The sequence below is a fragment of the Amycolatopsis acididurans genome (assembly GCF_012328925.1).
In the GTDB taxonomy this organism is placed as follows: domain Bacteria; phylum Actinomycetota; class Actinomycetes; order Mycobacteriales; family Pseudonocardiaceae; genus Amycolatopsis_E; species Amycolatopsis_E acididurans.
Genome location: NZ_JAAXLS010000035.1, coordinates 36,411 through 59,592 on the forward strand (window position 1 = coordinate 36,411; position 23,182 = coordinate 59,592).

Genomic DNA, 23,182 nt, shown 5'->3' on the forward strand with positions numbered 1-23,182 from the left:
CCTCTTTTCGTGGCGGATGTCAGCAGTCCCGCAGTTCCGGGCTCTGGTTGCGCAGCTGGCCCGCCGGTGAGATGAACTCCCGGTAGACCTCGCCGTCGACGGCGGCGGGGCGGAAACCGGCCACGCGGTGGCAGTTCTGGAACGCCAGCTTCATGCCGAAGTGCCGCTCCAGCCCGCCCCGGATCGCGTCCGACGCCAGCGCTCGCAGCAACTGGCCGCGCTCGGTCTCGGACGGCGGCGGGGTCGCGTGATCGGCGAACTCGGCCGTGCCGGTGCCCAGCTCCGCGGCTACCTCACTGATCACCTGCCACGCGTAGGGCAGGGACTCGCGAACGCACGCGACGAACTCATCGTCGGTGACGGCACCGGATTCGGCGCGCTCCAGCAGGGCGGCGGGTACATCGAGGGACAACTGAATCTCCTTGCGGTTACGACCCGGCCAGTGCGGCCGGTCCGGGTACGAACTCGGGGTCGATCTGGCCGGCCAGATCCAGCCCCGTGCGGTCATTGCCCCACGAACGCGCGTTGCGCAGGTGGAACTCGACGGCCTGACGGTGGAAGCGGTCCCAGTCGCGCGTCGTGTTGTCCACAGTGGACACCATGGTCGCGAGCGCGTCCATGTTGTGCGTTTCCAGTGCGGTGATGGGCCGGGCACGGCCGCGTTCGGCGGCGCGCACGTGGCCCGAGCCGGTCAGCCAGCACAGCAGATCCGGGCCGAGCTGCTCGCGCAGGAACTCGACGTCCTCGTCGTCGGTGACCTTGTTGCCGACGACCGCGAGCCGCACACCCCAGTCGCTCGCGTACTCCGCGTACTGCCGGTAGACGCCCACGCTGCGCACGGTCGGCTCGCACACCAGGAACGTCACGTCGAAGCGGGTGAACAGTCCGGACGCGAACGCGTCGGCGCCCGCGGTCATGTCGAGCAGCGCGTACTCGCCGGTGTCGTCGATCAGGTGATTGAGCAGCAGCTCCGCCGCGCCGACCTTGGAGTGGTAGCACGCGACACCGAGGTCGTCTTCGGTGAACCGGCCGGTGACGCCCAGCCGGACACCGGCGACCTCGCGGAAGCACGCGTCGAAGACCGGATTGTCCTCGAACGGCCGGACGAGACGCGAACCGCGGCCCGGCGGGGTCGTCTTGATCATGGCGTCGGCGCTCGGGATGCGGGGGTTGTCACCGCGCAGGTAGTCCTTGATCAAGGGCAGGTGCTCGCCGAGCGTGGGCAGCGCGGCCGCCTCCTCCTCGGACGCGCCCAGCGCGACGGCCAGGTGCTGGTTGATGTCCGCGTCCACCGCCAGCACCGGGCGCCCGGAACCGGCGAGGTACGCGGCGAAAAGGGAGGTCAGCGTCGTCTTCCCGCTGCCACCCTTGCCGACGAAGGCGACCTTCACAACCGACCACACCTCTCGATTAAAACGAAAACGACATCGATTTTCATTGTTGTCAACGCAAGATACACCCGGGTGGCCGCTCCACGATCGGGTAGGAGGGGTGGCTGTCGCGGGCCCGCTGACGGCCGCCTGCCTGGGAACTGCCGGGAAAAGAATGCGGATCACCACGGCTTTTCCGGGTTAGGGTCGTGGGGTGGCTCGTCTCGTGGTCGGCTCGCATCCGGCGGAGGGCGACTTCGCTCGCCTGCGCGCCGAGTTCGAGCTGCCGGAGTCCTTCAGTGCCGACGTGCTCGCCGAGGCCGAACGCGTCGCGATGGACCCGCCCGAACCCGCCGCCGGCCGCGAGGACGCCACCGGCCTGCCGCTGGTGACCATCGACCCGCCCGGGGCCAAGGACCTCGACCAGGCCATGGTGATCGAGAGCCGCGGCGAGGGGTACCGGCTGCACTACGCCATCGCCGATGTCGGCGCCTTCGTCGCACCGGACGGCCCGCTGGACCGCGAGGCCCGGCGCCGCGGCCAGACGCTCTACCTGCCGGACGGCAACGTGCCGCTGCATCCGCCGGTGCTCTCCGAGGGCGCGGCGAGCCTGCTGCCCGGCGAGGTGCGCTGCGCGGTGCTGTGGACCATCGACATCGATTCCGGCGGCGAGCCCGTGGCCACCCGGGTCCGCCGCGCGCTGGTTCGCTCGACCGAGCAGTTCGACTACGACGGCGTGCAGACCGCGATCGAACAGGGGAATCCACATCCGTCGATCGCCGCGCTGCCGGCGCTGGGCAGGCTCCGCCGCGAGCTGGCCGTGCACCGCGGCGCGCTCGAACTGCAGCTGCCGGAGCAGACCGTCGGCGGTGACGCGGGCGACGGCTGGGTGCTCGGCATGCGGCCCCGGCACGACGTCGAAGCGTGGAACGCGGAGATGTCGCTGCTCACCGGCATGGTCGCGGCGCGGATGATGATCGACGCCGAGGTCGGTGTGCTGCGCACGCTGCCCGACGCCGACGACGATTCGGTGCTGTGGCTGCGCCGGTCCGCGCAGGCGCTCGGTATCGACTGGCCGGAACGGATCAGCGTCGCCGAGCTGCTGGCCGGGCTCGACCCCGCACTGCCCGAGTCGATGGCCCTGTACACGTGCTCGACCCGGCTGCTGCGCGGCGCCGGCTACACCGCCTTCGAGGGCGGGCTGCCGCCCTCGACCACGCATGCCGGGCTCGGTGCGCCGTACGCGCACGTCACGGCGCCGATCCGCAGGCTGGTGGACCGGTTCGCCACCGAGGTGTGCCTCGCGGTGAGCGCGGACAAGCCGGTGCCGGACTGGGTGCGGGCGGCGTTGCCGGAGCTTCCGGTGCTGATGAGCGCGTCGGACACGCTCGCCGCGCGCGTCGAACGTGGCTGCATCGGGCAGGTCGAGGCGTGGATGCTGGCCGAGCGGATCGGCGGTACGTTCGAGGCGGTGGTGCTGCGCGCGGAGGAGGCCAGGGCCGAGATCCTGGTGGAGGATCCGCCGGTGATGGCCAAGTGCGCGGGCGCGAACCTGCCGGAAGGGGAGCGGATCACCGTGCGGCTGACCGCGGTGGACGTCGAGAAGCGGAAGGTGTCGTTCGAGCGGGCGTGACGAACTGGACCGAAGCGGAGCTGGAGCTGGCGCGGCGGGCCGAGGAAGGCCGCGCCGTACTGGTCAACGTGCGGAAGTCGGGGCCGCACAAGCACGTCGTGCCCTGGCTGGCCGACCGCGGGTTGATCACCTACATCGGGCACCGGGGCAACCGGCATTCCTGGCCCGAGTCGGACTTCGCGAACCCGTTCGTCAAGGACGCCAAGCTCGATCGGAAGACGATGGTGCGGCACTATCGCGAGTACCTCGAAGGCAGGCCCGATCTGGTGCGGCGGCTGCGGGACGGGGAACTGTCCGGGCGTGCGCTCGGCTGCTGGTGCGCACCGTTGCCGTGTCACGGTGACGTGCTGCTGGACTACGTTGAAGGAACGGAATGACTCTGTTCGACGACCTCGGCGAGGACGTATCGCTGCGGCGCGCGCCGCGGCGTGTGGTGTCGCTCGTGCCCTGCCTGACCGAGGCGGTCGAGGCGACCGTGCCCGGCGCGATCGTGGGCGCGACCGACTACTGCACCCATCCGTCCGATTTGGACGTTGCTCGGGTCGGTGGTTCGAAGTACCCGAAACTGGACCGCGTGCTGGAGCTCGAACCGGACCTGGTGCTGGCCAACTCCGAGGAGAACCGCCCCGAGGACGTGGAACGCCTGCGCGCCAACGGTTTTCCGGTGTGGGTGATGGAGGCGCCCGCCACGGTGCCGCATGCGCTGGCCTCGTTGCGGCGGATCCTCACCCAGGCACTCGACGCACCCGAGCCGGACTGGCTCGTCGAGGCCGAGGAGCTCTGGCGGGAGACCCCGCCGGTGCACGCGCGTGCCGTGGTCCCGGTGTGGCGCAAGCCCTGGGTGATCCTCGGGCGCGACACCTTCGGCGGTGACGTGCTCCGGCGGCTCGGGGTGTCCATTGTGTACTCCTCGTACGAGGAGCGCTATCCGCGGCCGTCGCTGGACGAGCTGCGGTCGTGGTTCGCCGACGGTGCCGCGGACCTGCTCGTGCTGCCCGACGAGCCGTATCTGTTCACCGACGACGACGGCCCGGAGGCCTTCCCCGGGGTGCGGTACGTGCTGGTGTCGGGCCGGTACCTGACCTGGTACGGGCCGTCCTTGGTGGCGGGAAGGCGGTCGCTAGCGGAACTCGTCGGTCGCCTCGCGTAGCTGCCCCATCATCCCAGGGTCGGCCACGGCGTGCCCGGCGCCGTTGACCAGCGTCAGGTGCGAACCAGGCCAGGCGCGGTGCAACTCGTACGCCGTCGACGGGGGACAGACGGCGTCGTAGCGTCCCTGCACGATGCGGCCGGGGATGCCCGCCAGTTTCCCGGCGTCACGGATCAGCTGTCCTTCCTCCAGCCAGGCCTGGTGCCGGAAATAGTGCAGTGCCAGCCGTGCGAAGGTCAGGGCGAACTCGGGCTCGGTGTAGTCCTCGTGGAACTTCGGCTGCAGCATCAGCGACACGATGGCGCCCTCCCAGCCGCTCCACGCGATCGCCGCACGTTCCCGCACCTGGCGGTCGGGATGCTCGATCAGGTCGATGTACGCGGCGAGCGGATCGTCGCGCCGGTCCGGCGCAACCGGTGCGAGGTAGTCCTCCCAGTGTTCCGGGAACAGTTGCGCAGCGCCGCCGTTGTAGATCCAGTCCAGTTCACCGCGCCGGGCGGTGAACACGCCACGCAGGACGAGTTCGCTGACCCGGCCGGGGTGGGCTTCGGCGTAGGCCAGCGCGAGCGTCGCGCCCCACGACCCGCCGAACACCAGCCAGCGCTCGATCCCCAGGTGCGCTCTCAGCCGTTCCATGTCGGCGACCAGATGCCACGTCGTGTTGACCGACAGATCGGCGTCCGGCGAGTTGATGTGCGGCACACTCCGGCCGGCGCCGCGTTGGTCGAACAGCACGATGCGGTACGCGTCGGGGTCGAAGTGACTCCGCGACATCGGCACGATGCCGGTGCCGGGACCGCCGTGCACGACCACCGCGGGCTTGCCGCCCGGATTGCCGGAAACCTCCCAGTAGATCTTGTTCCCGTCGCCGACATCGAGCAGCCCCGACTCGTGCGGCTGGATGGGCGGGTACAAATCGTCCATTCGCCCATCGTGCCGTACCTGGCCAGGGTCAGGTCCCGAAACGCGTCAGGTACTTTCGGGAGGAATCGGCGGACCCACGTTCCCAGAAAGGTCCTCAATGTCCACTGTGACATATTTCGAGGCAATCGTTGTCGGTGCTTTGCAGGGTGTGTCGGAATTGTTCCCGGTGTCCAGCCTCGGGCACAGTATTCTGCTGCCGGCCTGGGTCGGCGGTTCGTGGGCGGATGACCTCAGCATCGGCAAGGGTTCGCCGTATCTGGCCGTTCTGGTCGCGATGCACGTGGCCACGGCGATCGCGCTCGTCGTGTTCTTCCGGCACGACTGGGTGCGCATCCTGCGCGGGCTGTGGACCTCGATCCGCGACCGCGAGGTCGCCGATCCCGACCAGCGGCTCGCGTGGCTGCTCGTACTGGCCACGATCCCGGTCGGCCTCGCCGGCCTGCTGCTGGAGAGCGCCCTGCGCGACTTCCTCGGAAAACCCGTGCCCACAGCGATCTTTCTCACGCTCAACGGTGCGGTGCTGCTCGCCGTCGAGCGGTTCGGGCGCACCCGCGAGCCGGTGCCCGTCGCGGCCGAGACGACCATCGACTTCTCCGCCGAGGAGACCATGCCGATGCGGGCGGTCAGCCTCGAGGAGGCCTCCGACCGGCGGCTGGCCAAGCTGGGCGTCGGCGAGGCCGTGCTGATCGGCGCGGCGCAGATTCTGGCGCTGCTGCCGGGAATCAGCCGGTCGGGCATCACGATGGTGGCGGGCCTGCGCCGCGGCCTGTCCCACGAAGACGCCGCGCGGTTCGCGTTTCTGCTTGCCACGCCGGTGATCTTGGCCGCGGGCGTGCTCAAGATGCCGTCGTTGTTCACCGCGGAGAACCGGGCTTCCCTCGGCCCCGCGCTGGCAGGCAGCATCGTCGCCGGAGTCGCGGCCTACATCGCCGTCCGCTTTCTGACCTCGTATTTCGAAACACGTACACTGAACCCGTTCGCGATTTACTGCGTGATCGCCGGGATCGGTAGCTTGATCTATTTCGCCGTATGACCGCACCGCTGACGCTGGAAAGGGTGTTCACCACGTGGACACCCGATATTCCGGCGATAGTTTTCGTCTTGCTGGCGGGTGGGGCATATCTCACCGCCGCCCGCCGGGTGGACTGGCCGCGCTCGCGCACCGTGGCGTTTCTCGCCGGGCTGGCCACGATCGCGTACCTGACCTGCTCGTTTCTCGGTGCCTACGACGACGTGTTGTTCTGGGCACGGGCCGTGCAGGTCGTGGTGCTGCTCATGGTCGCGCCGCTGCTGCTCGCGCTGGGTGCCCCGCTGACCCTCGTGCTGGCCACGTCCCGGCACGCCGACCGCCTGCGCCGGATCGGCCGTGGGCGGGTCGCGAAGACGCTCACCTTTCCGCTGGTCATCACGGTGCTGCTGATCGTGCCGCCGTTCGCGCTCTACCTCACGCCGCTGTACGAGCTGACCCTGCGCAACGGGGCGGTGGACGAAATCGTCCGGCTGATGCTGCTGGGCTGCGGTTTCGGCTACTTCTGGACGCGACTGCGGGTCGACCCGACCCCGCGCGAGGACCATCACCTCGTCTCGTTCGGCATCAGCACCACCGAGGTGATCGTCGACGCGGCACTGGGCCTGGTGCTGTGGCTGGGCCCGCTGCGCGCCGCGGACTACTACCACGCACTCGGCCGCGCCTGGGGACCCGACCTGCGCACGGACCAGATCATCGGCGCCGGGATCCTGTGGATCGGCGGCGACCTGGCCGGGCTGCCGTTCGTCGGCGCGCTGTTCCACCGCTGGATGCGCGACGACGAACGGCAGGCGGTCAAGACCGATCGCGAACTCGACGAGGAGGAGCCGAGCGGGCTGTGGTGGGAGAACGACCCGGAGCTGGCCAAACGCTTCCGGCGGGAGCGCCGGTGAGCCGCACGGCCTCAGTGGAAGGCGTGCTCCGGGGCCGGGAATTCGCCGCGGCGTACCTCGTCCGCGAACGCCGACGCGGCATTGGACAGCTCACCCGCCAGGTTGGCGTAGCGCTTGACGAACCGCGGCGTCTTGCCCCGCCGCAGGCCCGCCATGTCCTGCCACACGAGCACCTGCGCGTCGCAGTCCGGCCCGGCGCCGATGCCGACCGTCGGAATCCGCAGCTCGTGCGTGATCCGCTTCGCCACCTCGGCGGGCACCATCTCCATCACGACCGCGAACGCGCCGGCCTCCTGCAGGGCCAGCGCGTCGGCGACCAGCGCCTCACCGGCCTCGCCGCGGCCCTGCACCCGGTAGCCGCCGAGGTTGTGCTCGCTCTGCGGGGTGAAGCCGATGTGCCCCATCACGGGCACGCCCGCCGAGGTCAGTGCCTCGACGTGCGGCGCGAAGCGGTGCCCGCCCTCAAGCTTGACGGCGTGCGCGCGGCCTTCCTTCATGAACCGTACGGAGGTTTCCAGCGCCTGCTGGGGCGAGAGCTGGTACGAGCCGAACGGCAGGTCGGCGACCACGAGCGCCCGCTTGGCCGCCCTGGTCACGGCGCGGACGAGCGGCAGCAGCTCGTCCACGGTGACCGGCAGCGAGGTGTCGTAGCCGAACACGTTGTTCGCGGCCGAGTCGCCGACCAGCAGGACCGGAATGCCCGCTTCGTCGAACAGTTCGGCGGTATACATGTCGTACGCGGTGAGCATCGGCCACGGCTCACCGCGGTCCTTGAGCTGCTGGAGATGCGGGATGCGGACCTTCTTGACCGGTGCGCCGGACTGCGCTCCGCCGCCGTACGGCGCCGCCGTCTCGCCAGAGGGGTTAGACATCGTCGACCAACCTTCCCTCGAGGCCCTCGTCGGGTCCCCGGGTCGTGGATCTGGAAACACCAGCGTGACATCGCGGCGCGACCGGCCCAAGTGGCTGCGATGAGCTTCACACGGGGCGGTGAACATGGCTGAACAGGTGCCGCGGTGGCGGCGCAAGGCCGGTGGCGTGCTGGCCACCCTGGTGCAACTCGGTGCCTTGACGTCGGTGATCCTGCTGATCTGGGGCGGGCATCACGCCTTCTACCGGTGGACGACGGGCGTGTTCAACCTGCTCAACATCCCGGCGGACTCCAACATCCTGATCGCGCTGGTGCTGTTCGTGCTGGGTGCGGCGTTGCGGCGGCGCAAGCGGGCCGCCCTCAACACGCTGCTCCTGTTCCAGGTCGGCGGCCTGCTGATGACGATGGGCTACCAGGCGACCCTGCTGTGGGCACCCACCGTGTTCCCGCTGGAACGGCACGAAGCCAAGCACATTCCGATGGCGCTGTGGGCGCTCACCGGCGCCGAACTGGTCGCGATCGGGATGATCGTGCTGCTGCTCGCGCTGCGTCCGGCGTTTCCGGCGCGGCTCGCGCCGGGTGCGTGGCGGCGGGCGCTGGTCGTCGGTGGGGGCGGGCTCGCCGTGGTCATCCTCGGCGGCTGGGCGCTGACGATGCTGTTCCCCGGCACGCTGACGGGTCCGGTGGACGAGTTCCTGTGGGCCGCCAACCACGCCACCGGTGAGCTGGTGCAGTTACGGCGGCTCGGGGTGCGCGAGGGCCCGACGTGGGTGGACCTGGTGATCGACCTCGGGGCCACCCTGGTCGCGGTGGCGGCGCTGTACGCGTTCTTCCGCAGTGTCGGCGGCCGCAGGCACCACAGCGACTCCGAAGAGCTGAAGTTGCGCGAACTGCTCGCGCGCTACGGCGAGGACGACTCGCTCGGCTACTTCGCCACCCGCCGTGACAAGAGCGTCGTGTTCGCGCCCAACGGCCGGGCCGCGGTGACCTACCGCGTGCTGTCCGGCACGACCGTCGCCAGCGCCGACCCGATCGGCGATCCGGAGTCCTGGCCGCAGGCCGTCGAGGCGTGGCTTGCCGAGGCGCACACCTACGGCTGGGCGCCGGGCGTGCTCGGCGCGAGCGAACGCGGCGCGAAGGTCTACACGCGAGCCGGGCTCAAGGCGCTGGAACTGGGCGACGAGGCCGTGCTCGACGTGCGTGACTTCAGCCTGACCGGACCCGAGCGGCGTTCGGTCCGGCAGGCGGTGAGCCGGATCGAACGCGCGGGCTACACGACGCGGGTGCGGCGGCACGCGGACATCACACCGTCCGAAATGGACGAGATGCTCGGCTGGGCGCAGCACTGGCGCGGCGACGAGACCGAACGCGGTTTCTCGATGGCGCTGTCCCGGCTCGGTGATCCCTCGGACGGGCGCTGCGTGATGGTCCAGGCCTACGACGCCAACGGCGTGCTGCGCGGGCTGTTGTCGTTCGTGCCGTGGGGCCGTCGCGGGCTGTCGCTGGATCTGATGCGCCGCGACCGCTACGCCGAAAACGGGCTCAACGAGTACATGATCGCGCAGCTGGTGGCCCACGCCGGCGAGTTCGGTGCACAGCGGATCTCGCTGAACTTCGCGATGTTCCGCGCGGTGTTCGCCGCCGGTGAGCGCATCGGCGCGGGCCCGGTGCTGCGGGCCTGGCGCGGGATCCTCAGCCTCGCGTCCCGGTTCTTCCAGCTCGAATCGCTGTACCGGTCCAACGCGAAGTACGGGCCGGAATGGGAACCACGCTTCCTCTGCTACACCTCCGCGCGGCGGCTGCCGAAGGTCGGCCTGGTCGCGGGGGCGCTGGAAGGGTTCGTGCCCACCAGCCTGCGCCCCGGCCGCCGCGGCTTCACCCAGCGGGGCGTGAGCCCCGAGTTCCTCGCCAAGGTCGCCGAGATCGACGCGTACGCGATGCAGGCCGAACCGAGGCCGCTGCGCCGTCCCGAGCAGGTCCGGGTCCGCATCGCGAAGCTGGATCGGTTGCGGCAGAACGGAATCGACCCGTACCCACCCGGGTTCGAGCGCGATCGCGTGCTGGCCGACGTGGTGGGGGAGTTCGGCTCGCTGCCGCCGGACACCCACACCGGCGAGATGGTCAGCGTGTCCGGGCGGGTCGTGGCGATCCGCGATCTCGGCGGGCTGACCTTCGTGCGGCTGCGGGACTTCACCGGGGAGCTGCAGCTGATGCTCACCAAGGACCGCCTGTGGCGCGACGGCGTCGACCTGGGCGATCAGGTCGGCGTGCACGGCGAGGTGGTGACGTCCCAACGCGGCGAGCTGTCCGTGCGCGTCGAGCACTGGACGGTCACCGCGAAATGCCTGCATCCCCTGCCGGACAAGCGAAAGGGCCTGGCCGATCCGGAGACCCGGGTGCGGCGGCGCTACCTCGATCCCGATCTGCCCGAGATCCTGCGGCTGCGCAGCACGGTGGTGCGCGCGGTGCGGGAACGCCTGCACGCGGACGACTTCCTCGAGGTCGAGACGCCGATGCTGCAGACGGTGCACGGCGGCGCGAACGCCCGCCCGTTCGTCACCCACATCAACGCCTACGACATGCGGATGTACCTGCGGATCGCGCCCGAGCTCTACCTCAAGCGGCTGTGTGTGGCCGGGGTCGAGCGGGTCTTCGAGCTGAACCGGAACTTCCGCAACGAGGGTGTGGACGCCACCCACAACCCCGAGTTCACCATGCTGGAGGCCTACCAGGCCTACGCCGACTACGACTCCATGCGCACCCTGACCAGGGAACTCGTGCAGCAGGCCGCGATCGCCGCGCACGGCGCGCCGGTCGTGCACCGGCCCGATCTCGGCGTTGTCGACATCTCGGGCGAATGGCCGGTCGTGACGGTGCACGAGGCCGTGTCGAAGGCGCTGGGCACGCATGTGGACGCGGGCACCGCCGCCGGCGAACTGCGCGAGCTGTGCCGCCGCGCGGGCGTGCCCGCCGACGACGAGGCCGGTGCGGGTGCACTGGTGCAGAAGGCGTTCGAGCACCTCGTCGAGCCGAACACCGTCGAGCCGACGTTCTACACCGACTATCCGACCGAGGTCTCGCCACTGACCCGGCAGCACCGGCAGGATCCGCGGCTGGCCGAACGCTGGGACCTGATCGCGTTCGGCGCGGAGATCGGCACGGCCTACACCGAGCTGACCGATCCGCTGGAGCAGCGGCGCAGGCTGGAGGCCCAGTCGCTGCGGGCGGCCAGCGGTGACGTCGAGGCGATGGAACTGGACGAGGACTTCCTGCTCGCGCTGGAACACGGGATGCCGCCGACCGGCGGGCTCGGGCTCGGCATCGACCGGTTGCTGATGATGCTCTCCGGTGCCTCGATCCGGCAGACGGTGCTGTTCCCGTTCGTGCGGCCGAGGAGCTGACCCCGCTCCAAGATTTCCCCCAGAAAACCGCCGAAGACTCATAGGCGTGAAAACGGTCCATTGGCTTTCGGCGCTGCTCGTGCTCAACGTGTTGTGGGCGACCGACCTGTTCGTGCTCGGGCACGGGTTCGACGGCGGCCTCCTGATGGGGCTGGGCAGGCTCACCGGGATCTACGGTGCGCTCGCGCTGGTCGTGCAACTGGTGCTGATCGCGCGCCTGCCCTGGGTGGAGGTCCGGCTCGGCATGGACCGGCTCACCGCGTGGCATCGCTGGAGCGGGTTCTGGGTGTTGTGGCTGCTCATCGCGCATGTCGTGTTCATCACCCTCGGCTACGCGCGGCAGGACGGCTCGCCGCTGGTCTCCGAGATCGGCACGCTCGTGTTCGATACCGAGGACGTGCTGATCGCGACGCTCGCGATGGCGCTGCTGATCGCGGTCGGCATCACCTCGGCCCGGCTGGCCCGGCGCCGGATGCGCTACGAGACCTGGCACGTCGTGCACCTGCTCGCCTATCTCGCGATCGTGCTCGGCTTCCTGCACCAGGTCACGATCGGCCACGACTTCGTCACCACGGCGGTCGGCAGGGCGTACTGGTGGACCCTGTACGGGCTCGCCCTCGGCGCGGTGGCACTCAGCCGGATCGGCGTGCCGCTGCTGCGTAACCTCCGTCACCAGCTGCGGGTGGAAGCCGTGGTGCGGGAGAGCGCGGACGTCGTGACCATCTGGATCGGCGGCCGCGACCTGCACAAGCTGCCCGCACGGGCGGGCCAGTTCTTCCTGTGGCGGTTCGCCACGCGCTGGTGGGAGGCGCATCCGTACTCGCTGTCGGCCATGCCGCAGGGGCAGCACCTGCGCATCACCGTGAAGGCCCTCGGTGACGGCAGCGCCTGGCTGCAGCGGATCCGGCCCGGTACGCGCGTGTTCGCCGAAGGACCGTACGGGGCCTTCACCGCCGAGCGGCGCACGCGCAGGCACGTGCTGCTGGTCGCGGGCGGGGTCGGCGTCACCCCGATCCGCGCACTGCTGGAGGAGTTCGCCCAGCGGCGCGACGACATCGTGGTGATCTACCGTGCGCGCGAGCCCGTGCTGGCACGTGAGATGGACGCGATCGCCCGCTGGTGCGGGGCGCGCCTGCACGTCGTCACCGGTCCCGCCGACGCGCAGGGCATGATCTCGGCACTGGTGCGCGACGTGCGGCGGCGCGACGTGTACGTGTGCGGTCCGCCCGGCCTGACCCAGGCGGTGCGCCAGACGCTGGACCAGCTGGGCGTGCCCGAATCGCAGTGCCACTTCGAGCGTTTCGCCTTCGCCGCATGAGGAGCAGACCGTTGCGACGCATCATCTTCTTCGCGATGTTCGCCATCGCCGGGCTGCTGCCGCTGCTGCGCTACCAGCCCGGCGTGGCGACCCCGGCCACGTCCGCGATCGCGACCGCGCCGCCGCCGAGCGCGCCCTCGTCCCCGGCGGGCGGCGGCACCGGCGCGACCCAGATCGACGGGTCCACTGTGGACACCGAGTTCGGCCCGTACCAGGTGCGGGTCACGTTCGCCGGCAGCAAGATCAGCGACGTGCAGATCATCACCGAACCCGGTGACCGGCACAGCCAGCGCATCGCCAAGGGCGCCGCGCCGACGCTGCGCCAGGAGGCGTTGCAGGCGCAGAATGCCAACATAGACTCGGTGTCCGGCGCGACGATCACCAGCGAGGCGTACGCGCAGTCGCTGCAGGCGGCGCTCGACGCGAAGGGCAAGTAAGCGATGCGGCTCGTCGAACACATCATGGGGCTGCCGATCTCGCTGGAAATCCCCTCGGCGGAACCCGCGAAGGCCGCGTTCGACTGGTTGCGCGAGGTGGACCGGCGCTTCAGCCCGTTCCGTCCGGACAGTGAGGTGTGCCTTGGCACGTCGAGTCCGGAGATGACGGAGATCCTCGCGCTGTGCGAGGAGTACGAGCGGCGCAGCGGCGGCGCGTTCCGTGCGCGGCTGCCGGGACGGCCGTTCGACCCGTGCGGGGTGGTCAAGGGCTGGGCGGTCGAGCGCGCGGCGGGACTGCTGCGGGAGGCCGGTGTGTCCGAGTTCTGCCTCAACGCGGGCGGGGACATCGTCGCCGCGGGCCGGACCTGGTCGATCGGCATCCGCCACCCCGAGCACGCCGACCAGGTGTGCGCCGTGTTCGACCTGCGCGACCAGGCCATCGCCACCTCCGGTACCTACGAGCGCGGCGAGCACATCGTCGACGGACGGACCGGCGAGCCGGTGCGCGATCTGCTCAGCCTGAGCGTGATCGCGGACGACCTGACCACCGCCGACGCGGTGTCCACGGCCGCGTTCGCGATGGGCGAGGAGGGCATCGCGTGGGCGGCCGCGCAGCCCGGCTGCCTCGTGTTCGCCGTCGACGCGCACCGCCGGGTGCGCAAGTCCGAAGCCCTGGCGAGAATGTCGGAGTGAACGCGCCCGCCAACCCGCGGCTGCTGCTGGTCGAGGACGACCCGCAGCTGCTGACGATGCTGGAAGTCCTGCTGACCGAGGAGGGGTACCAGGTCGACACGGCCGCCGACGGGCAGCGCGGGCTGCATCTCGGCCTCACCCGCGACTACGACGTCGTGCTGCTGGACCGGGGCCTGCCCGCGATCGACGGGCTCGACCTGCTGACCCGGCTGCGCGTGCGCGGCATCGTCACACCGGTGCTGGTGCTGTCCGCGCTGGGCAATCCCGCCGACCGGGTGGCCGGGCTCGACGCCGGCGCCGAGGACTACCTGTCCAAGCCCTTCGACGTCGACGAGCTGCTGGCGCGGCTGCGGGCGCTGCGCCGCCGCCACCTCGACGCCGCGCGTTCCCTGCCCGTGCCCGGCGGCCGCCTCGAACTGGACACCCGGTACGTGAGCAGGGACGGCGCCGAAGCCGTCCGGCTGTCCGAACGGGAATGCGATCTGCTGGGCACCCTCGCCGCCCGGCCCGGTCAGGTGTTCACGCGCACCCAGTTGCTCGGTCTCGTCTTCGACGCGGCGGAAAGCGAGGTCGTCGTGGACACCTACGTGCACTATCTGCGGCGCAAGCTCGGCCGCAAGATCGTCGACACCGTGCGCGGGCGTGGCTACCAGCTGGGGCGGGCCAGGTGAGGCGCACTGACTCGCCGGATTCGCGCCTGATCCGCCGCACCATGCTGCGGATCGCGCTGCAGTCCGCGCTGGCCGTCGCGGTCACCGTCGCGCTGCTGTGCGCGGTCGCGACCCTCGTCGTGCTCAACAGCCAGAAGGAGCAGCAGAACTCCCTGCTCGACACGGCGATCCAGCGTGCGGACGACGTGTCCGATCCGCCCGCGGGCACGTGGCTCATCGCGCAGCGCGACGGGGTGATCGTGGCCAGCCCCGGCCTGCCCAAGGGACTGCCCGATATGACGGCACTGAACCAGGGCATCGCGGGCACCGAGGACTATCGCGTGCACGAGCGGGAGTACCGGGTCCGTACCGAACCCCGCGGCGACATCGTCATCCAGGCGGTCCTGGACCTGCGCAGCGCACACGAGGAACGCGGCAGGCTGTTGCAGGGCCTGCTGATCGCCGGTGCGGCCGGGCTGCTGCTGGCCGCGCTCACCGGGGCGTGGGTCGGCCGGCGCTCGGTGATGCCGCTGGTCTCGGCGCTGGCGCTGCAACGAAGGTTCGTCGCCGACGCCGGACACGAACTGCGCACGCCGTTGACCTTGCTGAGCACCAGGGCCCAGCTGCTGCAGCGGCGTGTGCGGAACTCGCCATGGGAGTCCGATGTGGACGGACTGGTCGAGGACGCGCGCCAGCTCACCGCGATTCTGGAGGATCTGCTGCTGGCCGCCGATCCCCGCGAGGACGCCCCGCGTAGCGCGGTCGACCTCGGCGCGCTCGTGCGGCAGGCGGTCGGCGCGGCGGAACCCGCGGCGTCGGAACGCTCGGTGCGGCTGGAGGTCGAGGGCGATTCGATCCTCGTCCTCGGTTACGAGGCCGGGCTGCGCCGTGCCGTGAACGCGTTGCTGGACAACGGAATCCGCCATGCCCGCTCGCTCGTGCGGGTCACCGTGGCACGCGAGGGCCGTAGGGCGCGCATCGAGGTCGCCGACGACGGACCGGGCATCGACACCGCGATCCTGCCGACCTTGTTCACGCGGTTCGCCTCCGCGCCGGGCGACGGGGCGCCGGGGGAGCGGCGGCGCTACGGGCTCGGGTTGTCGCTGGTGAGCGAGATCGCCGCGCGGCACGGCGGTTCGGTGTCGGCGACCAACCCGGACTCCGGCGGCGCGGCACTGTCGCTGTCGTTGCCCGTTCAGTCCGCGACCAGCCGGTAGCCGACCCCGCGCAGCGTCGTGATCCGCTCGGCGCCGATCTTGCGCCGTAGATAGCCGATGTAGACCTCGACCACGTTCTCGTCGCCGTCGTAGTGCGCGTCCCAGACGTGGGTGAGGATCTCGTGTTTGCTCAGCGCCTCACCGCGCCTGCGCAGCAGGAACTCCAGCAGGCCGAACTCCCGCGCGGTCAGTTCGAGCTGTTCCTGTCCTTTGTAGACGGTCCGGGCGGCGGGGTCGAGACGCAGGTCGCCGACGGCCAGCACCGCGGGTCGTTCCGGGGCGCCGCGGCGCAGCAGCGCACGCAGCCGCGCCACCAGCACCACGTAGGAGAACGGTTTGGTCAGGTAGTCGTCGGCGCCGAGATCGAACGCGTCGGCCTCGTCGTACTCGCCGTCCTTGGCGGTCAGCATGAGCACCGGCGTCCAGTTCTCCGCGGCACGCAGGCCCTTGAGCACCTCGTACCCGGACATCCCCGGCAGCATGATGTCCAGCACGATGACGTCGTAGGGATGCTCGGTCGCCCGCCACAGCCCGTCCGGGCCGGTGTGCACCACGTCGACGCTGAATCCCTCGGCGACGAGCCCCTTGCGCAGCGTCTCCGCGAACGCCTGCTCGTCCTCGACCACCAGTACGCGCATCAGTCAGGCATCCTCCAGCAACGGCAGTTCGAGCCGGAAACAGGCGCCGTCGTGCCCGGGCACGTACCGCGCGCTGCCGCCGTGCCGGGCCGCGATCCCGGCGACGATCGCCAGCCCGAGGCCGGTCGACCCGCCCGCGCGATGCTGCCGGGCGTCGTCGCGCCGCACGAACCGCTCGAAGATCCGTTCTCGGTCTTGCTCGGGCACCCCCGGCCCGTCGTCACCTACCTCGATCACCGCCATTGTGCCCTCGGTCCGCGTCTCGACCCGGACCCGTGACTTCGCGTGCTCGCGCGCATTGTCCACGAGATTGCGGATCGCGCGGCGCAGCTGTGGCGCGTTGCCGCGGACTTTCGCCGGTGTCGCACGGATTTCCACCTCGAGGTCGACGCGGGCGCGTTCGGCCTCGGTGCGGGCGAGATCGTCGAGATCCACTTCGGTGCGCACCGGATTGTCGGTCGTGTCGTCAGTGCGGGCGAGCAGCAGCAGGTCGTCGACCAGCTCGCGCAGCCGGGCCGTTTCCAGCGACACCACCTCGACCAGTTCACCCGTGCTCATGGCCTCCGGATGGTGCTGGGAGACCTCCAGCGCCGTCGTGAGGGTGTTCAGCGGTGACCGCAGCTCATGGCTCGCGTCGGCGACGAACCGCCGCTGCGCCTCGTGCGTCGAGGACAGCCGGGCCAGCATCTCGTTGAGCGTGGTGGCCAGCCGGTGCAACTCGTCGTTGCCGGGCGGAAGCGGGACCCGGCGGTTGAGGTCCCGAGTCGAGATCTCCGCGACGGTGCGCCGCATGTACTCGACCGGCCGCAAGGCCGAACCGACCGCGCCGTAGACCGCCAGCGCCGACACGGTCAGCAACGGTACCGCAGCGATCCCCAGCAGCAGCGACAGCCGCGTCGAGGCCTCGTCGACCGGATCGAGCGACCGCGCGGAGATGACCGTGTACGGCCCGCCCGGCCCGGCGACGCCGGTGGAGACCACCCGGTAGTCCTCGGAACTGCCGTTGATCGAGAGAGTGGCCGTTTCGACGGCTTCCTGCCCCGGCACCGGACGTGCCGAGGTGAGCGGGGCCTGTCCGCTGATCGAGGGGTCGCTCGCGATCGGCTGGCCGGTGCTGCCCAGTACCTGGATGACCGAGGCGGTGTCGCCGGTGCTCGCGACGTCGCTGGAGGTCAGGTCGCGCGCGCCGGCCTTGCGGATCTCGTTGATGACCTGTTTGCCTGCGCTGCGCGCGTTCTCCGTGGACGCCTTGTCCAGCGACCAGCCGAGCAGGACCACCACGACGACGCCGGCGGCCACGAAGGCCAGTGCGAGCACCGCGACCGCGACCACCGTGGTGCGCGTCCGCAGGCCGGGTCTCATGCCTTGCAGCGTAGAAGCCTCAACCGCTCCCGGCGCAGCTCGGTGACCTCTGGAAGGTCCAAAGGCGACAGTTCGGTATCCAGCGCCCAGCTCAGGAGCAGATCCGCGAGCGCCGGATTGCGGGCGAGCACCGGCCCGTGCAGGTAGGTCGCCAGTACGTGCCCGGTGACCGCACCCTCGGTGCCGTCCCCGTTCCCGGTGCCCTTGACGACGGTGCCGAGCGGTTTGCTGCCCTCGCCGACGGTCGTGACGCCCTGGTGGTTCTCGAATCCGGTCAGCGGCTCGTCGAGCACCTCCGAGCGGGCCGCCACCTCGCCGACGGCGCGGCGATCACCCGGCCGCGTGTCGGTGTCGAGCAGTCCCAGACCCGCGTGCCGCACGCCGTGGCTGGTGGTGAAGCTGCCGCCGAGCACCTGCAGCCCGGCGCAGACGCCGAGCACGACGGCGCCCCGCTCCGCGGCCTGCTGGATGCCGTTCGTCTCGCGCAGCCGCGCCGCCGCAAGCGCTTGCGCCTCGTCCTCGCCGCCGCCGAGCAGGTAGAGATCGAGCGAGGAGGGCATCGGGTCGCGCAGCCCGATCGGCACGGTCTCCGCGTCGATGCCACGCCACTCCAGGCGTTTGCGCAGCACGGTCGCGTTGCCGGCGTCGCTGTAGGTACCGAGCACGTCGGGCAGCACCAGCCCGATCTGGACGACCGAATCACGCATCGCGCAGCCTCGAGCTCACGTCGCGGAAAGCCGTGTAGTTGGCGACAAGGTCCACCGCGCCGGGCGCGCACTCGCGCACCGCGGCGACCGGATCGCGCTCGATGGTGTGCTCGACCTCGGCGTAGGCGAGCCGGACCGCGACGTCGCTGGCCCGCTCGCCCGACGCGATGACCTGACGGCCGCGCAGGTCCTCGAACGGCACGTCCCACAGCCACGAGGTGTCGCGGCCGTCGGCTTCCCGGCTGTTCACGGCGATGACCACCGGGGAGTCCGTCTCCAGCATCGGGAGGGTCTCCTGCCAGCCCGCCGGGTTCTTCGCGAGCAGCACCCGCACGGCACGGCCGTCGAGCGGCACCCGGCGATAGCGGCCCGCGACGTCGGCGATCTCCCGCAGGCGTCCGGCGGCGAGCTTCGGCGGCACCCCGAGGCCGGAAGCGGTCGCGACGGCGACGGCCGCGTTGGCGGCGTTCGCACGGCCGGGCAGGCGCAGTTCGAGCCGGGTGCTGGTGCCGTCGCTGCCGTTGAGCGTGTCCCCGTCCAGCGTCCACATCGGCGTCGGGCGCGCGAGCCCGCACGCGCAGTGCCATTCCACACCCTGGTGCTCGATCGCCTGGCCGCAGCGGGCGCAGGCGCCGGCGTCGTCGCGCCAGTTCTGGCCCGCGCTGACCCACAGCGGATGCGCTGCGGCGAGCCCGGCCGAGGCGACCAGCGGGTCGTCGCAGTTGGCGACGACCGTCGTGCCGGACAGGTGGGCGATCGCGGCGCGCAGGTCACGTTCGGTGGCCCGTACCTCGCCGACGCGGTCCAGCTGGTCGCGGCTGAGGTTGAGCAGCACGAGGTAGGCGGGCTGGAGCGCTTCGGCGACGGAGGGCACGTAGTTCTCGTCCACCTCCAGGACGGCGTAGGGCGCGTGCGGCTGGGAGATCAGGGCGCCGAGGATGCCGTCGGGCATGTTGGCGCCGTCGTCGTTGGCGGCGACCTCACCGAGCGTCTGCAGGACGCGGTTGAGCATGAGCGACGTCGTGGTCTTGCCGTTGGTGCCGGTGACGAGGACGACCGTGCGGTGCTCGCCGAGGCGGCGCAGTGCGCGCGGGTCGAGTCGCTGCGCGGTCCTGCCGCCGATGACGCCGCCACCGCCGCGTCGGGTCCACCGCGAGGCGGCCGCCGCGAAGCGCCCCGCGGCGATGGCCGCCTTGGTCCGCAGCGGGAGGCCGGCGGTTGAGCGCGCCCGCTGAGCGGGCGCGAGCTGGCTCACCATGGTCGAAGTGCTCTCCTTCGGGGTCGCGCACACATTGCGTCGCGGATGCTGTGAGGACCCTGAGAAGCCTGTGAACTCCGACGATAGCAATACCCACTGAGACTTCGGTCACAAACACACGTCAGAAAAGGGTGGGTTCCTCCGATCGGGCGCCCTCGATGACGAGCATCCGGCGCTTGGTTTCCACCCCACCCGGTGCGGAGAAACCGACCATCCTGCCGCCCGCGCCCAGCACGCGGTGGCACGGCACCACGATGGGGAACGGGTTGCGACCGAGCGCCTGGCCGACGGCCTGCGCGGACCCCGGCACGCCCAGCCGCGCCGCGACCTCGCCGTAGGTGAGCGTCTTGCCCGGTGGGATCGTGCGTGCGACCTCGTAGACCTGCCGGTGGAACTCCGGCACCCCGGTCAGGTCCAGTTCGATGCCGGCCAGGTCGAGCGCCTCACCGCGCAGCAGGGCGCGGATCTCCTCGATGGCCCGCCAGATCGGTGGCGGCGGTTCGCCCTCCCCGGCCTCGGGGAAGCGGGCCCGGAGCCGGGCGCGGGTCTGTTCCGCGCCACGGTCCGGCAACCGCACGCTCACCACACCGCGCTCGCCCCAGGCGATACCGCAGTGCCCGATCGCGGTGTCGAACACCGCGAACCCGTGAGCAGTCATGACGGGTCAATTCTCCGGGACGAGACAAAACGGATGGCCTTCGGGGTCGGTGAGCACGACCCACTCCGACCCGCCCGGCTGGAACTCCGGCTTGGCGGCTCCGAGGTCGAGCAGCCGCTTGACCTCCACGTCCAGATCGCCGACGGCGAAATCCAGGTGAAAATGCTTCGCGTCGTCGGGCCAGCCCGGCCGCGGGTAGTTCGCTATCCGCTGAAAACCCAGCGTGCCCACGGCGGCCGAATCCTCGTCGGACGAGGCGACGTCCCAGCCGGTCACCTGTGCGTAGAACGCGGCGAGCCCGGCCGGATCGGCACAGTCGATCACGATGCTCGAAAGTGTTGCTGTCATGGGTAATCCTTCGTTGGGGAGTTTTGTCCTGCCCAGACAGCCTGCCCCCGCGACGCCCACCCGGTCTTGAACATTCTTGCGGCCCCGGAATCTGTCGTACCCCCGGCGTAGCGTCCGGCTCGTGCGCACTGCCACGCGCCTGGCCACCAGGCCCGAGTTCACCCTGCGCGTCGTCGAGTGCCGCGACGACCACCGCGGCTGGTCCGCGCCCGAACAGCGCGCGGGCCGCGAACTGGTGCTGGCGCGCCACGGCCGGTTCCGCCGCCGGGTACGGGGCCAGGAGTTCGACATCGACCCGACGATCGGCTACCTCAGCGCCCCCGGCGACGAGGAGCACTTCGCCCATCCCGCCGGCGGCGACCTGTGCACGTCCATCTCCCTCGATGAGCGGCTCTGGCCCGCGGAGCACGCCTCGTCCCCGGTGTACGTGGACGCCCGGCTCGACCTCGCGCACCGCCGCCTGCTCGCGGTCAGCCGGCGCGGCGACGTGGACTACGCACTGGTCGAACGGCTACTCGGGCTGCTCGGTGCCGCGCTCGCGCACACCGGGCGAGCGCCGCAGCGGGACGCGAACGCGCGCCGCCTCGCCGCGCGGGCACGCGAGGCGATCCTCGCGGCGCATCCCGCCGCCGACGGCCTGCTGCCGCTCGCCGCGCACCTCGGCGTTTCGCCGTACCGGCTCAGCCGCACCTTCACGCGCGAAACGGGTGTGTCCCTGACGCACTACCGCAACCGCGTCCGGGTCGCCCACGCGCTCGACCGGCTGGAGGCGGGCGAGACCAACCTGGCCCTGCTGGCCGCCGAACTCGGCTTCGCCGACCAGGCGCACCTCACCCGCACCGTCCGCGCGCACGCCGGCCACACCCCGGCCGCGCTGCGCGCGCTGCTTCAGCGCTGATCGCCCTCGCGCCAGCCGTTGGTGATCGGCAGGCGACGGTCCCGGCCGAAGGCCTTGAACGTGATCTTCGTGCCCATCGGGTACTGCCGCCGCTTGAACTCGGCCCGGTCGACCATCCGGATCACCCGGTCGATCGTCTCCGGTTCGAAACCCACCGCGATCAGGTCCGCGTAGCCCCGGTCGCCCTCGACGTAGTCGTCCAGGATGTCGTCCAGCAGCGGATAGTCCGGCAGCGAATCGGTGTCCAGCTGGCCGGGCCGCAGCTCCGCCGACGGCGGTTTGGTGATCGAGTTCTCCGGGATCGGCGGGGTTTCGCCGTGCTTGTCCGCCTCGGCGTTACGCCAGCGTGCCAGCTCCCACACGTGCGTCTTGAACACGTCCTTGATCGGGGCGAACCCGCCGACCGCGTCGCCGTAGATGGTCGAGTACCCGACCGCGAGCTCGGTCTTGTTGCCCGTCGCCAGCACCAGGTGACCGTCCAGATTGGACAGCGCCATGAGCAGCATGCCGCGGGTGCGGGCCTGGATGTTCTCCTCCGCGAGCCCGGTGCCGGCCAGCTTCAGCTGGTCCACGTACACCCGCACCATGTCCTCGACGGGTTCGGTGCGGAAGTGGCAGCCGAGGCGCTGCGCCAGGTCCTCGGCGTCGGAACGGGAATGCTCCGACGAGTACTTCGACGGCATCGAAACGCCGTACACCGCGTCCGGCCCGAGCGCGTCCACCGCGAGCGCCGCCGTGACCGCCGAGTCGATCCCGCCGGAGAACCCGAAGGTCACCGAGCGGAAGCCGTTCTTGAGCACGTAGTCCCGCAGGCCGGTGACCAGCGCCGACCACACCTCGGCCTCGTCCGACAGCGGTTCGCTGATCCGCGCGGGCAGCGGCTCGTACGCGGGCACCGGATCGCTGCTGACCACCCGGCGGCGCACCTGAAGGCCCTCGAACTCGCCCTCCGCGCAATGCCCGCCCGCGGGCAGGTCCAGATCGACCAGCAGCAGATGCTCCACGAACTGCGGTGCCCGCGCGAGCAACTCCCCGTCCGCGCCGACGACGAGCGAGTCGCCGTCGAAGACCAGATCGTCCTGCCCGCCGATGAGGTTCGTGTACACCAGCGGGGCCTTCGCCTCGGCCGCGCGCCGCGCGATCAGCGGCAGCCGGATGTCGTCCTTGGACCGCTCGTACGGCGAGGCGTTCGGCGCCACGACCAGGTCGACCCCGGCCTCGCCCAGTGCGGTGACCGGGCCGCCGTCCTGCCAGATGTCCTCGCAGATCACCATGCCGACGTCCAGCCCGTGCAGCCGCACCACGTCCAGCGTCTGCCCGGCCTTGAACCAGCGGTGCTCGTCGAACACGCCGTAGTTGGGCAGGTGGTGCTTGAACTGCCTGCCGACGACCTCACCGCCGTACAGCGCGGCCGCGGCGTCGCGCGGGCCCACCTCGTCCAGGTCGAGGTAGCCGACGTAGGCGAGCAGTTCGCCGCAACCGGCCTCGACGAGCCGGCGCGCCAGATCGTCCACGCCCTGCCGGGAGGCCTGGGCGAACGTCTCGCGCAGGGACAGGTCCTCGACCGGGTAGCCGGTCAGGGACATCTCCGGGAACACCACGATGTGCGCCCCCGCCTCGACGGCCTTGCGGGCCCACTCGACGTGGAGGTCGGCGTTGCCGACGATGTCGCCGACGGTGGCGTTGATCTGCGCCAGTGCGATCCTCAGTTGCGGCATACCGCCATTCT

The 23,182-nt window shown here is 70.8% G+C and carries 23 protein-coding genes; 12 read left to right on the forward strand and 11 right to left on the reverse strand.

Features of this window, described 5'->3' with window-relative positions:
- Positions 1-19 precede the first annotated feature (19 nt).
- Together HFP15_RS31380 and HFP15_RS31385 are read right to left on the reverse strand one after the other, a co-directional pair.
- Positions 20-412: an SCO5389 family protein gene (locus HFP15_RS31380; protein WP_168520400.1), complete on the reverse strand. Its 393-nt coding sequence runs from the start codon at positions 410-412 to the stop codon at positions 20-22.
- A 16-nt stretch (positions 413-428) separates the two neighbouring features.
- Entirely contained in the window at positions 429-1,391 is a 963-nt protein-coding gene (locus HFP15_RS31385) for an ATP-binding protein (RefSeq protein WP_168520401.1), read from the reverse strand.
- Positions 1,392-1,584: 193 nt separating this feature from the next.
- Between HFP15_RS31385 and HFP15_RS31390 the strand changes: the two genes are divergently transcribed.
- From HFP15_RS31390 to HFP15_RS31400, 3 genes are read left to right on the forward strand one after another with little or no spacing between them, the layout of a single operon-like run.
- A complete protein-coding gene (locus HFP15_RS31390) occupies positions 1,585-3,003 on the forward strand; it encodes an RNB domain-containing ribonuclease (protein ID WP_376768910.1) in 1,419 nt (472 codons plus the stop codon).
- A complete protein-coding gene (locus HFP15_RS31395) occupies positions 3,000-3,380 on the forward strand; it encodes a DUF4326 domain-containing protein (protein ID WP_168520402.1) in 381 nt (126 codons plus the stop codon). Before HFP15_RS31390 ends, HFP15_RS31395 begins: the two co-directional genes overlap by 4 nt.
- The gene (locus tag HFP15_RS31400; RefSeq protein WP_168520403.1) at positions 3,377-4,153 is read left to right on the forward strand and encodes a helical backbone metal receptor; all 777 of its coding nucleotides are present in this window, start codon (positions 3,377-3,379) and stop codon (positions 4,151-4,153) included. The genes HFP15_RS31395 and HFP15_RS31400 overlap by 4 nt, the downstream gene beginning before the upstream one ends.
- On the opposite strand, the gene pip is transcribed toward HFP15_RS31400, so the two are convergent.
- Complete coding sequence (gene pip / locus HFP15_RS31405) at positions 4,124-5,077, reverse strand: prolyl aminopeptidase (RefSeq protein ID WP_168520404.1); 954 nt, start codon at positions 5,075-5,077, stop codon at positions 4,124-4,126. The two genes, HFP15_RS31400 and pip, sit on opposite strands and share 30 nt — an antisense overlap.
- Before the next feature lie 97 nt (positions 5,078-5,174).
- Between pip and HFP15_RS31410 the strand changes: the two genes are divergently transcribed.
- The gene (locus tag HFP15_RS31410; RefSeq protein WP_168520405.1) at positions 5,175-6,110 is read left to right on the forward strand and encodes an undecaprenyl-diphosphate phosphatase; all 936 of its coding nucleotides are present in this window, start codon (positions 5,175-5,177) and stop codon (positions 6,108-6,110) included.
- On the forward strand, positions 6,107-6,997 hold the full coding sequence (locus HFP15_RS31415; RefSeq protein ID WP_168520406.1) for a cytochrome c oxidase assembly protein: 891 nt from the start codon (positions 6,107-6,109) through the stop codon (positions 6,995-6,997). The genes HFP15_RS31410 and HFP15_RS31415 overlap by 4 nt, the downstream gene beginning before the upstream one ends.
- Before the next feature lie 11 nt (positions 6,998-7,008).
- On the opposite strand, the gene panB is transcribed toward HFP15_RS31415, so the two are convergent.
- The gene (gene panB, locus HFP15_RS31420) at positions 7,009-7,869 is read right to left on the reverse strand and encodes a 3-methyl-2-oxobutanoate hydroxymethyltransferase (RefSeq protein WP_168520407.1); all 861 of its coding nucleotides are present in this window, start codon (positions 7,867-7,869) and stop codon (positions 7,009-7,011) included.
- 124 nt (positions 7,870-7,993) lie between these two features.
- On the opposite strand from panB, the gene lysX reads away from it, so the two are divergent.
- The 6 genes from lysX to HFP15_RS44010 are packed head-to-tail and all read left to right on the forward strand — an operon-like array spanning position 7,994 to position 15,584.
- A complete protein-coding gene (gene lysX / locus HFP15_RS31425; protein WP_168520408.1) occupies positions 7,994-11,269 on the forward strand; it encodes a bifunctional lysylphosphatidylglycerol synthetase/lysine--tRNA ligase LysX in 3,276 nt (1,091 codons plus the stop codon).
- Between the two features lie 46 nt (positions 11,270-11,315).
- Positions 11,316-12,587: a ferredoxin reductase family protein gene (locus tag HFP15_RS31430; RefSeq protein WP_312871843.1), complete on the forward strand. Its 1,272-nt coding sequence runs from the start codon at positions 11,316-11,318 to the stop codon at positions 12,585-12,587.
- 11 nt (positions 12,588-12,598) lie between these two features.
- Positions 12,599-13,024: an FMN-binding protein gene (locus tag HFP15_RS31435; protein WP_168520409.1), complete on the forward strand. Its 426-nt coding sequence runs from the start codon at positions 12,599-12,601 to the stop codon at positions 13,022-13,024.
- A gap of 3 nt (positions 13,025-13,027) precedes the next feature.
- A complete protein-coding gene (locus tag HFP15_RS31440; protein ID WP_168520410.1) occupies positions 13,028-13,717 on the forward strand; it encodes an FAD:protein FMN transferase in 690 nt (229 codons plus the stop codon).
- Complete coding sequence (locus HFP15_RS31445; protein ID WP_312871844.1) at positions 13,714-14,388, forward strand: response regulator transcription factor; 675 nt, start codon at positions 13,714-13,716, stop codon at positions 14,386-14,388. The genes HFP15_RS31440 and HFP15_RS31445 overlap by 4 nt, the downstream gene beginning before the upstream one ends.
- Positions 14,385-15,584 carry a sensor histidine kinase gene (locus HFP15_RS44010; protein WP_168520411.1) on the forward strand — a complete coding sequence of 400 codons (1,200 nt, stop codon included), beginning with the start codon at positions 14,385-14,387 and terminating at the stop codon, positions 15,582-15,584. Before HFP15_RS31445 ends, HFP15_RS44010 begins: the two co-directional genes overlap by 4 nt.
- Here HFP15_RS44010 and HFP15_RS31455 read toward each other — a convergent pair.
- The 6 genes from HFP15_RS31455 to HFP15_RS31480 form a co-directional block, all read right to left on the reverse strand.
- Positions 15,563-16,222, reverse strand: coding sequence for a response regulator transcription factor (locus tag HFP15_RS31455; RefSeq protein ID WP_168520412.1), 660 nt, complete (start codon positions 16,220-16,222; stop codon positions 15,563-15,565). The two genes, HFP15_RS44010 and HFP15_RS31455, sit on opposite strands and share 22 nt — an antisense overlap.
- Before the next feature lie 3 nt (positions 16,223-16,225).
- On the reverse strand, positions 16,226-17,584 hold the full coding sequence (locus tag HFP15_RS31460; protein ID WP_168520413.1) for a sensor histidine kinase: 1,359 nt from the start codon (positions 17,582-17,584) through the stop codon (positions 16,226-16,228).
- On the reverse strand, positions 17,581-18,291 hold the full coding sequence (locus tag HFP15_RS31465) for a type 1 glutamine amidotransferase (RefSeq protein ID WP_168520414.1): 711 nt from the start codon (positions 18,289-18,291) through the stop codon (positions 17,581-17,583). Before HFP15_RS31465 ends, HFP15_RS31460 begins: the two co-directional genes overlap by 4 nt.
- Positions 18,284-19,549: a MurT ligase domain-containing protein gene (locus HFP15_RS31470; RefSeq protein ID WP_210718117.1), complete on the reverse strand. Its 1,266-nt coding sequence runs from the start codon at positions 19,547-19,549 to the stop codon at positions 18,284-18,286. The genes HFP15_RS31465 and HFP15_RS31470 overlap by 8 nt, the downstream gene beginning before the upstream one ends.
- 121 nt (positions 19,550-19,670) lie before the next feature.
- Positions 19,671-20,207, reverse strand: coding sequence for a methylated-DNA--[protein]-cysteine S-methyltransferase (locus tag HFP15_RS31475; protein WP_168520415.1), 537 nt, complete (start codon positions 20,205-20,207; stop codon positions 19,671-19,673).
- Positions 20,208-20,213: 6 nt separating this feature from the next.
- Entirely contained in the window at positions 20,214-20,555 is a 342-nt protein-coding gene (locus HFP15_RS31480) for a VOC family protein (protein WP_168520416.1), read from the reverse strand.
- 121 nt (positions 20,556-20,676) lie between these two features.
- On the opposite strand from HFP15_RS31480, the gene HFP15_RS31485 reads away from it, so the two are divergent.
- A complete protein-coding gene (locus HFP15_RS31485) occupies positions 20,677-21,453 on the forward strand; it encodes an AraC family transcriptional regulator (protein ID WP_312871845.1) in 777 nt (258 codons plus the stop codon).
- Here the strand turns inward: HFP15_RS31485 and HFP15_RS31490 are convergent.
- The gene (locus HFP15_RS31490) at positions 21,444-23,171 is read right to left on the reverse strand and encodes an NAD+ synthase (RefSeq protein ID WP_168520417.1); all 1,728 of its coding nucleotides are present in this window, start codon (positions 23,169-23,171) and stop codon (positions 21,444-21,446) included. The two genes, HFP15_RS31485 and HFP15_RS31490, sit on opposite strands and share 10 nt — an antisense overlap.
- Positions 23,172-23,182 lie beyond the last annotated feature (11 nt).